The sequence below is a fragment of the Geobacillus sp. CX412 genome, from assembly GCF_027942335.1.
Taxonomy (GTDB): Bacteria; Bacillota; Bacilli; order Bacillales; family Anoxybacillaceae; genus Parageobacillus_B; species Parageobacillus_B toebii.
On the sequence record NZ_CP103461.1, the window covers coordinates 1,293,918 to 1,307,035 of the forward strand.

The following is a 13,118-nucleotide window of genomic DNA, read 5'->3' on the forward strand; positions in this document are numbered from 1 at the left end:
CAAAATGCTTTACACAAAATTTTATACATCATCGCTTTTTTATTTTTTTTTTTTTTTTGTTATATTAATTTAAAGATTCAGAAAATAATTCTGGTGAAAGAGGTGAGTTTTTAAACAAAAGAAATCGCTTACTATTGTAATTATACATGAAAATGGAAAAAGAATGTAGGAGGGAATAACAAATGCCAGCAAAAACAGGTAAAGAGTATATCGAACGTTTAAAAAAAGCGAAAAGTAATGTCTATATTCACGGGGAAAAAGTTGAGGATGTTACCGAACATCCAGCGTTTAAAAATGTCATTCAATCGATGGCACGTCTGTATGATCTTCAATACGAAAAGCCGGGAAAAATGTTATATACGTCACCAACAACGGGAAACAAAGTTGGTATGACATATATTCAGCCTACGACGAAGGAAGAATTGATTGCCAGACGGGAAGCAACGCAAGAATGGGCACGTACTTCCGCGGGAATGATGGGGCGTTCACCAGATTACTTGAATGCGGAAGTGATGGCGATGGGAGTAGCTAATGACTTGTTTGCCGAAGATGACCCGATGTTTGCTGAGAACGCGAGAAATTATTATGAATATGCACGCGAAAACGATATTAGCCTTACACATACACTCATTCATCCACAAATGAACCGTTCAAAAGCTCAACATGAACAAAAAGATGCAAACGTTCCTTTGCATTTAGTGGAAAAAAGAAAAGATGGCATTATCGTTGATGGTATCCGTCTATTGGCGACGCAAGGTGGAATTACTGACGAAATTTTAGTATTTCCGTCCACGGTTAAAAAAGTGGGATCAGGTGAAGATCCATACTCGTTAGCGTTTGCCATTCCAAATAATACTCCAGGTGTAAAATTTATTTGCCGTGAAGCGTTTGACTACGGCAAAAGCGTTTGGGATCATCCACTAAGCTCGCGTTTTGAAGAAGGGGATGCCATCGTTTCATTTGAAAACGTATTCGTTCCATGGGAGCGTGTGTTTGTTTGTGGGAATTCTTCCATTTGCAATCGGACGTTCCGCGAAACAAACGCAGTTGTTCATATGTCTCATCAAGTGGTAGCCAAAAATATTGTGAAAACAGAATTTATCCTCGGTGTTGTTCTTTGTATTATGGATGCAATTGGTATTGAACAATTCCAGCATGTCAAAGACAAAGGAACAGAAATTATGTTAGTGCTCGAGACGATGCGCAGCCATTTATATCGGGCGGAACATAACGCTAAATTGGACAAATGGGGAACGATGACGCCAGATTTTGAGGCGCTTGACGCTGCAAGAAATTGGTATCCGAGGATTTATCCGCGTCTAGCAGAAATTGTGCGCATTCTTGGCGCCTCTGGATTGATGGCGATTCCGACCGAAGCTGACTTCAACAATGAAGAAATCGGCTCGATTGTGCGAAGAGCGATGCAAGGGGCAAATATCGATGGATATGAGCGCGTGCAATTGTTCCGTTTGGCGTGGGATATGACAATGAGCGCCTTCGGAAGCCGGCAAACGCATTATGAATACTACTTTTTTGGTGATCCAATCCGTATGGGAATGACTTATTTTGATAACTATGAAAAAGATTATTACAAAAATTTAATTTACGAATTTTTAGGAACACCGAAGCTTGCTAATGTTTCTGTCAATACTAATTAATCAAAAAGAGGGGGGCTAAATCGTATGAAGTTTAATATTATCCGCTGTGCGAGGGCAGTGTTAAGAGTGACCGATTTAAATGCTTCACGTGATTTCTATGAACGTGCTCTAGGCTTTGTTGTGACTGAAGCAGACAACAACCATCTATATTTAAGAGGATTGGAGGAATACCATCATCATAGTTTATTGTTGAAAAAAGCGGAACAACCTAGTGTAGAAGTTATTAGCTATAAAGTTCATTCTGAAGAAGATTTAGAGGCTTTGTATCACTTTTTCCGACAAAAACAGCTGAATCCGAAATGGATAGAAGAAGGTCAACAACATGCAATTGGAAGAGCCTTCCGTGTTCAAGATATATCTGGCCTCCCATTGGAATTTTTTGTGAAAATGGATACGGTTGAACGGCTGTTGCAGCGATATGACTTGTATCGTGGTGCGAGAGTACAGCGAATTGATCATTTTAACTGCATGGTTACAGATGTGCAAAAAGCGTACGATTTTTATGTAAAAGAATTAGGGTTTGCTTGTTCAGAATATACAGAAACAGAAGATAAACAGTTATGGGCAGCTTGGTTGCATCGGAAACCGAACGTTCATGATGTTGCGTTTATGAATGGCAAAGGGCCACGTCTTCATCATATTGGCTTTTGGCTTTCCGATCAACTCAGCCTGATTCACGCTTGCGATGTGCTTGCTTCGATGGGATATGCCTCGAGCATCGAACGAGGGCCGGGCCGCCACGGGTTGTCCAATGCCTTTTTCCTTTATTTGCGGGACCCAGATGGGCATCGAATTGAATTATATACGGGAGATTATTTAACAAGTGATCCTGATTTTCAACCGATTCGTTGGGATATTAACGATCCGCGTCGCCAAACATTCTGGGGACATCAAGCTCCAGACAGCTGGTTTGAAGAGGCATCCATAGTGCTAGATGTTCATGACGATAAAACGGTAGAAGTAAAAGAACCAACTTTGCAAAAAATGAAACCTACATTCATTATTTAAAAAATAAAGGGAAGAGAGATATGAGAAAAAAATTATTTATTGATGGAAAATGGGTGAAAGCCGAAAAATACACTTCACTTCTATCTCCATATAATGAAAAAATCATTGCTGAAATTCCTGTTGCTACTTTAAACGATGTCGATCAAGCAATTGCAGCTGCTTACCATGCGCGTGAAAAAATGGCGAAAATGCCGAAACATGAACGGGCAAAAATTTTAGAAAACGTAGCCTCCTTGTTAGAACAACGAAAAGAGGAGGCTGCACACATCATTGCACAAGAGTCCGCTAAACCGCTTCGCACAGCATTAGAAGAAGTCAATCGTACGATCCAAACATACAAATTTTCATCAGAAGAGGCAAAGAGGATTCATGGCGAAACGCTGCCGTTAGATGCGGCACCTGGTGGGGAAAATCGAATTGGTTATACTATTCGGGAGCCAATTGGTGTGATCGGGGCGATTACTCCATTTAATTTTCCGATGAATTTAGTTGCTCACAAAGTTGGACCTGCTATTGCTTCTGGAAATACGATTGTCTTAAAGCCAGCTTCGCAAACACCGCTATCCGCTTTCTTTATCGCCGAACTACTGCAAGAGGCTGGCTTGCCTGATGGTGCATTAAATGTTGTGACAGGTAGAGGGAGTCTTATTGGTAACCAAATTGTACAGGATGAACGAGTGAAAATGATTACGTTCACAGGAAGTCCTCAAGTAGGAATTGCGATTCGCAACAAAGCAGGGTTAAAACGTGTCACACTTGAACTTGGTTCCAATTCAGCAGTAATTATTGATGAAGGTGTAGATTTACGTTCAATTGTTCCGAGATGTGTGAAAGGGGCATTTTCCAACCAAGGTCAAGTATGCATATCTTTGCAACGAATTTATGTGCATAAAAATATATACGAAGAATTTGTTGATCGATTTGTGTCAGAAACAAGAACATTGACAATCGGCGATCCGCTCCATGCCAGCACAGATATATCTGCATTAATCTCTAAAAATGACGTGCAGCGTGTATTAAATTGGATTGAAGAAGCAAAACAAGCAGGGGCTACGGTGGCAACTGGAGGAGATATAACAGGAAACATCGTACATCCTACGGTGCTGCTTCATACAAAGCCAGATATGAAAGTTTCCTGTCAAGAAGTATTTGGCCCTGTCGTTCTCGTCAATAAAGTAGCTTCCGTAGAAGAAGCAATTCAATTTGTTAATGATTCTCGATATGGGTTACAGGCAGGAATTTATACGAATCATATTGCCCGTGCTTTGGATGCGGCAGAGAAGTTAGAAGTAGGCGGGGTAATGATCAATGATATTCCAACATTTCGTGTTGATCATATGCCGTATGGTGGAGTAAAAGAAAGCGGGATAGGAAGAGAAGGGATTAAATATGCTATAGAAGAAATGACAGAGTTGAAATTAGTAGTGATAAACCGACAGTGATCGTGATAAAAGGAGTGAAGAAAGTGGACGATCGTACATTTAGAAATGCGATGGGGAAATTTGCAACCGGTGTTACTGTCATTACGTCCTCTTTAGACGGTCAAGTGCGTGGAATGACAGCAAATGCATTTATGTCAGTGTCATTAAATCCGAAGTTGATTCTTATTTCTGTTGGAGAAAAGGCTAAAATGAATTCAGTCATTCAACAAACAGGGAAATTTACTGTCAATATTTTATCTGATCAACAACAAGATCTTTCTATGTTATTTGCTGGACAATTAAAAGAAGAGCGGAACGTGGAATTTAATTGGATTGATGGCCATCCGATATTACCAGATGCCTTAGCCAATATTTTGTGTGATGTCGATACATCATATATCGCAGGGGACCATACGTTATATATTGGAAAAGTAACAGACATTTACATGAAAGAAGGCGATCCGCTGTTATTTTTTGAAGGAAAATACCGCAATATCGCTAGCCTTTCAAATGGGGGATGAGTCGGTGAAAGTTATTTATATAGACAAAAACACAGACTTGTCTGCCTTTAAGCCTGAACCATGTGTAATGGCGCTCGGTTTTTTTGACGGAGTACATGTAGGTCATCGAAAGATTATTGAAACGGCAAAACGCCTCGCAAAAAAGAAACAATTAACACTGGCCGTGATGACATTTTTTCCGCATCCAAGCCAAGTGATTCCGACATCTAAAAAAGTGAACTCGTATCTTTCCCCTCTATCAATAAAACAAGAGATTTTTGCAAAATTAGGAGTGGAAAAGTTTTATATTGTCAAATTTGATGAGGATTTTTCGAAACTTTCTCATAGAGAATTTGTTGATCGATTTCTTATTTCTCTCTGCTGCCGTCATGCGGTGGCAGGATTTGATTTTACGTACGGATATAAGGGAAAAGGGACAATGGAACAGCTCGAACAGGACGGAAAGGGGATATTTGAAGTTACAACCGTTCCAGAAGTGAAGTATCAAAACAAAAAAATTAGTTCTTCGATGATTCGGCAGTTATTATTGTCCGGAATGGTTCATGATGTTCCGCATTATCTTGGGGATTATTATAGTGTTTTGTGTACGATCACTAATTCAGAAGAAGAGGATAAAGAAAAGATGACTTTTCATGCCCGATTAGAATATGATTATATGATTCCGAAAATAGGTGAATATGTCGTTCAAATAGAAATAGGCAGAAACTATTATAGAGGAATCTGCAATATTTCTGCCAAAACTTTACACACGAATATGTTGAATGGAACGATTATTGGATTAAACAAAATAAACGATAAACAATCTATAAAGCTCGCTTTTATTAGACGTCTGTCAAATGAAGAAACATCTGCCAATAATAAAAAATTAAAGTCAGTTATATAGAAAAACTAGCTTACGAAATATCATATATGATTTACTCGTTGAAAACATATATAATTTTATATATAATATAATCAAATTTTAGAAAATTAAGAAATGAACAGAAATTATAGGAGGGCATATTTTATGGCTTACGAAGAGATTAAACAAAGATTAAGAGGGTCCATCGCTCCTGTCATTACACCGTTTGACAGCGAAGGGAATATCGATTTTGAAACGATGAAAAAATTAATTGACTGGCAAATTGAAAGTGGAAGCCATGGAATTTCCGTCACAGGAACATCGGGAGAACCTAGTTCCTTAACGATTGAAGAACGTAAGAGAGTAATGGAAACAGCGAAAAAAGCAGTAAATGGAAGAGTCCCATTTATTCCGGCGACCGGTTCCACGAATCATGCGGAAACACTTGAATTGACAAAGTTTGCTCAAGAGATTGGCGCGGATGCTGCTATGGTGATTGTGCCTTACTATAATAGACCATCCCAGCAGGCACTTTATAAGCATTTCAAAGCTGTCGCTGATTCGGTAGATATTCCGATTATTATTTATAACATTCCAGGAAGAACGGCAGTGAATTTAGAAGTGCGGACGATGGCGCGGCTAGTAGAAGATTGTCCGAATATTATCGGAGTGAAAGAGTCCAATAAAGATTTTGAACACGTCAATCGCGTTCTTCTTTATTGCGGCAGAAATTTTCTCTTATTCTCCGGTATTGAGTTATTATGCTATCCGATGCTAGCAATTGGTGGAGCAGGATCGATTAGTGCGACGGCAAATGTGGCACCAGCAAAAGTAGCGGAAATGCACAACGCATGGTTTGAAGGAGATGTGAAACGGGCACAAGATCTTCATTTTGAACTGATGGAGTTAAACGATATTTTATTCATAGAAACGAATCCAGGACCGGTAAAGGCAGCGTTAGGAATGATGGGAAAAATTACACCGAAGCTACGGTTGCCGCTTGATTTGCCAAGCGAAGAGATTCAAGAGAAAATCCGGCAAACGCTCGTGAAATACAATCTATTAACGGAAGTAACATCATGATTGCCGGGAGCGTGGTGGAAACAGGTGGCTAAAGCATTTTTTAAAATTGCTGGAATTTCTTATACGATGGAGTCGGAAGTAGATCCAGAGAGAAATACAGTGATCATTGATGGAACGGAGTACAATGCGAATCAACTGCAATGGGGAGCACCAGCGATGGGTGCCATTTACGGCGTACTTTTAAACTACAAAGAGGAATGGGAGCGGTTTCGGAAGCAAATGACGAAGCCGCCGTACCATCACCCTCCTAGTGCTCCGATTTTGTATATGAAACCAAGCAATACGGTAAATGTGCATGGGGGATGTATTCCATTGCCAGATGATGCGTCTGAGCTGCAGGTCGGGGCGGCGCTTGGCGTGGTCATTGGGCAAACTGCGACAAAGGTCGCAAAAGAACGTGCATTCGATTATATCGATGGATATACGATCGTAAACGATGTTACCATTCCGCACGAAACGATTTATCGTCCCGCTGTAAAGGAACGCTCAAGGGATGGATTCGCTCCGATGGGACCTTGGGTGGTCGAGAAAAAGGAAGTGGTTGACCCAGATTCGCTCGATATACGAGTGTTTGTCAATGGCCGCTTAGTCCAGCATAATAACACGAAACATTTAATGCGTCCTGTAGCGTCATTATTGGCTGATATTACTGAGTTTATGACGCTATATCCAGGGGATGTCCTACTTGTTGGTGTTCCAGAAGGTGCGCCGCTTGTGAAAGCAGGAGATCATGTACGCATTGAAATCGAAAAAATCGGAAGTTTAGAAAACACGGTTGTGCATGAAAGCGATTGGATAAAGGAGATTGGACGTCATGAAACGCGCGCGCGTAGCGTTTAACGGTGCTGTTTACGGGGCGGTAGTAGAGGAAAGTGGGCTCCTGCGATTGAATAATGGACGCACCGTGAAAGAAGAGGAAGTAACATGGCTTCCTCCTGTTGAGCCGCGGACGATTTTCGCGTTAGGACTAAATTATGCCGATCATGCACAAGAATTATCGTTTTCGGCCCCGAAAGAGCCGCTTGTCTTTTTCAAAGGGAGAAATACATTAATTGGACATCGCGGCGAAACACCAAGACCTCCCGATGCAACGTTTATGCATTATGAATGTGAGCTTGTTGTTGTAATCGGAAAAACGGCGCGGAAAGTTAAGGCGGAAGAAGCATATGAATATGTGCAAGGCTATACAATTGCGAACGATTACGCAATTCGCGACTATTTGGAGAATTATTATCGCCCGAATTTCCGTGTGAAAAATCGCGATGACTGCACGCCGATTGGTCCATGGCTGGTCGATAAGGCCGATATTGATGACCCGATGAATCTCACGTTGCGGACATATGTGAACGGGAAGTTGGTACAAGAAGGAAATACGAAAGATATGATTTTTAGTATCCCGGCACTAATCGAGTATTTAAGTAGTTTTATGACGCTGAATGCCGGCGATATGATACTCACTGGAACACCAAAAGGAGCAGTCAATGTCAATGTAGGCGATGAGGTCGTCGCCGAAATCGAAAAAATCGGCCGATTAATGAACAAAATCGTATGACAAAGGGGGCCCGTTTTCATGCCTCACTTTATTTTGGAATACACCGATAATATCGCAAAAGAAGCGAATATTCATGAACTATTGCGCAAAGTTCATCAAGTGCTTATCTCGCAAAGCGATTTGTTCCCGATCGGCGGCATTCGTTCAAGAGCGATTGAATTGAAAGAATATTACGTTGCCGACGGCACAGAGGACGATGCGTTTGTGCACGGCACGCTGAAAATCGGCGCAGGACGTTCAGAAGAGGATAAAAAAGCGGTTTGCGAGGAAATTTTTAGCGTTATGAAGGAGCATTTCTCCGCGCTTTACGAGAAGCGGTACTTGGCGCTATCTCTAGAACTACATGAATTTAGTGAATCGGGAACATACAAACATAATAATATTCATCGCCGTTACCAAACGTAATTACTCGTTAGGAGGGAAAAGCATGGCAGCCAAAATCAGCAACGTGCTCCACTATATCAATGGAGAATTTGTTGAAGGCGCATCAGGCAACTATTTTGAAAATATAAATCCATTTACGAACGAAGTCATTAATGAAGTGGCGGGAGGCTTGAAAGAGGATATTGACGCAGCTGTCCGTGCGGCGAAAGAAGCGTTTGACAATGGACCGTGGCGAACGATGTCCGTCCAAGAACGAATGACATATATTTTGCGGATTGCCGATTTAATTGAAAAACATGCGGAGGAAATTTCGTATTTGGAATCGCTTGATACGGGGCTGCCAATCAGCCAAACGAAAAAGCAGGCGGCTCGCGCTGCCGAAAACTTCCGATTTTATGCGGAAATGGTGAAAAGCCGCATGGTTGGGGAAGCGTATCACGTGGACGGACAATTTCTCAATTATACCATTTACAAACCGGTCGGTGTAGCAGGATTAATTACGCCGTGGAACGCGCCGTTTATGCTAGAAACATGGAAAGTTGCGCCGGCTCTGGCTACTGGAAATACCGTTGTGTTGAAGCCAGCGGAATGGTCGCCACTGACGGCAAACAAACTGGCAGAAATTATTCATGAAGCGGGACTGCCAAAAGGGGTATTTAACGTTGTGCACGGCTTTGGAGAAACCGCGGGAGCTTCCCTTGTCGCCCATCCGGATGTGCGGCTTATTTCCTTTACAGGTGAAACGACAACGGGTTCGGAGATTATCAAAAACAGTGCCGATACATTGAAAAAGACGTCGATGGAATTAGGAGGAAAATCTCCGGTCATCGTCTTTGCAGACGCGGACTTAGAAAAAGCGCTTGATGCGGTAGTATGGGGCATTTTCTCCTTCAATGGCGAAAGATGCACCGCCAATTCCCGCCTGTTTTTAGAAAAATCGATTTATGATTCGTTTGTCGAAAAACTCAAGGAACGAGTGAAAAATATTTCCATTGGCGACCCGATGGATCCTTTGACGGAAGTCGGACCACTCATTCACCGAAAACATTGGGAAACGGTGATGAATTATATCGAAATCGCAAAACAAGAAGGAGCGGAAGTTTATTCGGCGGACGTTCCGGAGGAGCTGAAAAAAGGAAACTTTGTACCGCCTACGCTGCTATTGAATTGTCATAACAGCATGAAAGTGGCGCAGGAAGAAATTTTTGGCCCAGTTATGGCAGTAATGTCATTCGAAACGGAAGAAGAAGTGATTCGAATGGCAAATGACGTAAAATACGGACTAGCGGCATATGTATGGACGAACGATATAAAACGAGGCCATCGCATCGCCCAATCGATCGAAAGCGGAATGGCGTGGGTAAATTCGCAAAACGTCAGGGATTTGCGCATTCCGTTTGGAGGCACGAAATACAGTGGTATCGGCCGCGAAGGCGGTCATTACAGCTTCGACTTTTATACGGAAGTGCAAGTGATTCACGTTTCTATCGGCGATCATCCGATACCAAAATTCGGAAAATTCAAACAACCTTCCGCTGCTTCCGCCCAACATGGATAAAATAGAAAAATTACATGCTTGTGAGCATATAGCATATGATATATGATAATAGTATGGAATCCAAAACAAAAAACAAAACACAAATTGCCTATGAATATATTCTTTCTCGCATCGAAAACGGCTTGTATGGGCCGGGATATCGGATCGTCATCGATCAAATTGCCCGAGAGTTAAGCTTGAGTAGCATTCCGGTCAGGGAGGCAATCCGCCAATTGGAAGCGGAAGGGTGGATTCAATATAAGCCTTACACGGGTGCTATCGTCAGCAACATTAACGAGAAAGAATATTTAGAAACGTTGTCTGTCTTGGCGGTGCTTGAAGGATACGCGACAGCGCTAAGCTCCAGTAATATGAAGGAGGGGATGATTCAACAATTAACAGAATTAAATAAAAAGATGGAGCAGGCGCTGCAGGAATTTGACTTTGAGCGATTTAGTGAACTCAATTATGAATTTCATGCGCTCATTTACAAACATTGTGGCAACGCGTATTTAGAAGAGCAAATTAAGCAAATTTGGCAGCGAATGAGGCGAATCCGCGCGTATGGGTTTACCTTTGTGCCGCAGCGGGCGAAGGAATCCATTAAAGAACATGAAGAAATTATCCGTCTGTTAAAGGAACAAGCGCCACGAAACGAAATTGAGGGCTTTGTTCGTCAGCACAAATTAAATACGGTGGAAGCTTTCAAAAATCGCTAGTATCACTTCTCCATTCAACTAAAGCGGTAATGCTTTAGTTGAATGGGATGATAAATAAGTGATTGTCATTTACGCTTTGTCATATATTATTTCATATACCGAAAATGTATAAATGCTACCTCCTATCTTACTACGACTCCAGTTTTTTGCCTCTCTTTGCATAAATAATTCGTGCCACACAGCTGTGTGTAGACTTCGCATAAATGAAAACGGTACCATTTATCAGGATTTTTAAGGGGGATTCGATGAGGGATGAGAAAGTTTTTATTGGTCATGATATCTATGTTATGCGTATTCATTCTTGCTTCGTGTGGCAAGGAACCTTCAAGCGGTTCCGAATCCGAAGTGATTAAAATTGGTGGAATATTTTCTGCTTCTGGGGGAGCTGCGCCATTAGGAAAACCGGAAATGGAAACAGTGAAGATGCTAGTCAAGGAACTGAATGAAAATGGTGGGGTTAATGGCAAAAAAATAGAATTGATTACTTATGATGATAAGTCTGATCAAAATGAAGCTGTATTATCCACGAAAAAACTTATTGAACAAGAAAAAGTCACAGCGATTATTGGTGGTACGATTAGCGGTAATGCACTCGCCATGATTCCTCAAATCGAAAAAGCAGGTATTCCATACATCTCCTTAGCAGCTAGTAAACAAATAGTCCAACCTGATGATCATTCTCCAAGAAATTGGACATTTAAAACCGCTCAAGGTGACGACATCGTGATTTCTAAACTATTAAGCTATTTAAAAGAAAATGGCCTACAAAAAGTGGCATGGCTCAATGTCGCGAACGCTTACGGAACAAGCGGACATGAGGAATTTAAACGTTTAGCCCCTAATTACGGGATAAAAGCAATTATTGAAGAAGAGTTTGAAGCAACCGTAGACGATGCAAAAGCGATGCTGACGAGAGTGAAAAAAGCAAACCCTCAAGCGATTATCGTATGGGGGACCACTCAAGAATCAGCAGTTGTTACAAAAAATATTCATCAGTTAGGTATTAATATACCAGTTATTGAAAGCCATGGAATCGGTACAAAGAGCTTTATTGATTTAGCGGGGGAAGCAGCGGAAGGGGTTATCTTCCCAATTGGACGTATTTTAGTGGCAGAACAATTGCCGGATAGTGATCCGCAAAAAGAAATGTTACTGAATTATAAGAAAGATTTTGAGAAAGCGTATAACTATGAACCAACTACATTTGGCGGACATGCATGGGATGCGTTCCATTTATTGATCAATGCGATCAAAGAAGCAGGAACGGATAAAGAAAAAATAAAAGAAAAATTGGAAAACACGAAAAACTTTATTGGAATATCGGGAATCTTTAATATGACGAAAAACGATCATACCGGATTAACAGCGGATAGCTTAGTAATGGTGCAAATCAAAGATGGCAAGTTTGTGCTTGCGGAGTAAAACCTCGTATAAGGAGGGAATTAGATGACTAATTCCCTTTCTTTTACATTAAAGAATGATTAGAAAAGGAAGTGGACAGAAGATGGATGTATGGAGTCAGTTTGTGCAGTTACTTTTTTCGGGATTGACGGTTGGTAGCATTTATGCATTAGTCGCACTGGGATTTGTGATTACCTATAGCATTACTGGTATTTTAAACCTAGCTCAAGGTGATTTTGCGATGCTGGGGGCGCTTATTTGCATTTCCTTTGTAAACAGCGGTTTTCCTTTTATTCTCTCTATATTGCTTAGTGTTGTTTTAGTGATGATCATTGGTGTATTATTTGAAAGATCTGCCATTCATCCAGCGAGGCATTCATCTACAGCTACATTAATTATTATTACGATTGGGGTAGCGTTTGTTTTTCGTGGAATCGCGATTTTTGTTTGGGGAACGCAGCCTTATGCGTTACGACCGTTTACCGGCAATGATTCCTTACAGATTTTCGGGGCTGTCATTCAAACACAAAATATATGGGCGATTGGAATTTCTTTAATAAGTTTAGCCGTTTTATATTTCTTCTTTAATAAGACCTATATGGGAAAAGCGGTGACAGCTTGCGTCGTGAATCCTTTTGCTGCTCGTCTAATGGGAATTCAACCACGAAAAATGTCATTTGGGGCCATTGTTATCAGCGCGGGGCTTGGGGCATTAGCAGGAATCATTATTGCTCCTATTTCTGGCGCTTCGTATGACATGGGAGTGATGATAGGACTAAAAGCATTTATCGCCGCGGTAATTGGAGGACTGACAAATGCGCCCGCTGCCATTGTCGGAGCTTTTATAATAGGGATTTTGGAGGCGTTTACAGAGGGATATTTTTCTTCAGGGTATAAAGATGCGATTAGTTTCGGATTACTTTTGCTTGTTTTGTTTTTTATGCCAAATGGAATTTTTGCAAAGGCGTCTGGGAAACGGGTATAAGGGGGAAA

The 13,118-nt window shown here is 41.2% G+C and carries 13 protein-coding genes; all 13 read left to right on the forward strand.

The genetic code is table 11. The annotated features are described in order from the left end of the window. The first annotated feature begins 182 nt into the window (after positions 1-182). The 13 genes from hpaB to NXM86_RS06880 all read left to right on the forward strand — a co-directional run bounded on the left by hpaB (position 183) and on the right by NXM86_RS06880 (position 13,110). On the forward strand, positions 183-1,658 hold the full coding sequence (gene hpaB / locus NXM86_RS06820; RefSeq protein WP_062677983.1) for a 4-hydroxyphenylacetate 3-monooxygenase, oxygenase component: 1,476 nt from the start codon (positions 183-185) through the stop codon (positions 1,656-1,658). A gap of 24 nt (positions 1,659-1,682) precedes the next feature. Continuing rightward, a complete protein-coding gene (gene hpaD, locus NXM86_RS06825) occupies positions 1,683-2,666 on the forward strand; it encodes a 3,4-dihydroxyphenylacetate 2,3-dioxygenase (RefSeq protein WP_062677982.1) in 984 nt (327 codons plus the stop codon). 20 nt (positions 2,667-2,686) lie between these two features. After that, positions 2,687-4,108 carry an aldehyde dehydrogenase family protein gene (locus tag NXM86_RS06830; RefSeq protein WP_097354635.1) on the forward strand — a complete coding sequence of 474 codons (1,422 nt, stop codon included), beginning with the start codon at positions 2,687-2,689 and terminating at the stop codon, positions 4,106-4,108. 23 nt (positions 4,109-4,131) lie between these two features. Next, positions 4,132-4,608 (forward strand): flavin reductase family protein, encoded by a 477-nt coding sequence (locus NXM86_RS06835; RefSeq protein ID WP_172713570.1) that lies wholly within the window; start codon positions 4,132-4,134, stop codon positions 4,606-4,608. Between the two features lie 4 nt (positions 4,609-4,612). Further along, positions 4,613-5,491, forward strand: a complete 879-nt coding sequence (locus NXM86_RS06840) for an adenylyltransferase/cytidyltransferase family protein (RefSeq protein ID WP_498958795.1) — start codon at positions 4,613-4,615, stop codon at positions 5,489-5,491. Positions 5,492-5,614: 123 nt separating this feature from the next. Further along, positions 5,615-6,532, forward strand: coding sequence for a 2,4-dihydroxyhept-2-ene-1,7-dioic acid aldolase (hpaI, locus tag NXM86_RS06845; protein ID WP_081188912.1), 918 nt, complete (start codon positions 5,615-5,617; stop codon positions 6,530-6,532). Positions 6,533-6,556: 24 nt separating this feature from the next. Continuing rightward, positions 6,557-7,372 (forward strand): fumarylacetoacetate hydrolase family protein, encoded by an 816-nt coding sequence (locus NXM86_RS06850; protein ID WP_062677978.1) that lies wholly within the window; start codon positions 6,557-6,559, stop codon positions 7,370-7,372. Beyond that, positions 7,347-8,084 carry a fumarylacetoacetate hydrolase family protein gene (locus tag NXM86_RS06855; protein ID WP_081188911.1) on the forward strand — a complete coding sequence of 246 codons (738 nt, stop codon included), beginning with the start codon at positions 7,347-7,349 and terminating at the stop codon, positions 8,082-8,084. The genes NXM86_RS06850 and NXM86_RS06855 overlap by 26 nt, the downstream gene beginning before the upstream one ends. Before the next feature lie 18 nt (positions 8,085-8,102). Continuing rightward, entirely contained in the window at positions 8,103-8,489 is a 387-nt protein-coding gene (locus NXM86_RS06860; protein ID WP_062677976.1) for a 5-carboxymethyl-2-hydroxymuconate Delta-isomerase, read from the forward strand. A gap of 22 nt (positions 8,490-8,511) precedes the next feature. Next, positions 8,512-10,026 (forward strand): 5-carboxymethyl-2-hydroxymuconate semialdehyde dehydrogenase, encoded by a 1,515-nt coding sequence (gene hpaE / locus NXM86_RS06865; protein ID WP_062677975.1) that lies wholly within the window; start codon positions 8,512-8,514, stop codon positions 10,024-10,026. Between the two features lie 53 nt (positions 10,027-10,079). Then, on the forward strand, positions 10,080-10,724 hold the full coding sequence (locus NXM86_RS06870) for a GntR family transcriptional regulator (RefSeq protein ID WP_062677974.1): 645 nt from the start codon (positions 10,080-10,082) through the stop codon (positions 10,722-10,724). 252 nt (positions 10,725-10,976) lie between these two features. After that, positions 10,977-12,146, forward strand: a complete 1,170-nt coding sequence (locus tag NXM86_RS06875) for an ABC transporter substrate-binding protein (RefSeq protein ID WP_498958796.1) — start codon at positions 10,977-10,979, stop codon at positions 12,144-12,146. Between the two features lie 82 nt (positions 12,147-12,228). Continuing rightward, positions 12,229-13,110: a branched-chain amino acid ABC transporter permease gene (locus NXM86_RS06880; RefSeq protein WP_062677972.1), complete on the forward strand. Its 882-nt coding sequence runs from the start codon at positions 12,229-12,231 to the stop codon at positions 13,108-13,110. The last annotated feature ends 8 nt before the right edge of the window (positions 13,111-13,118 follow it).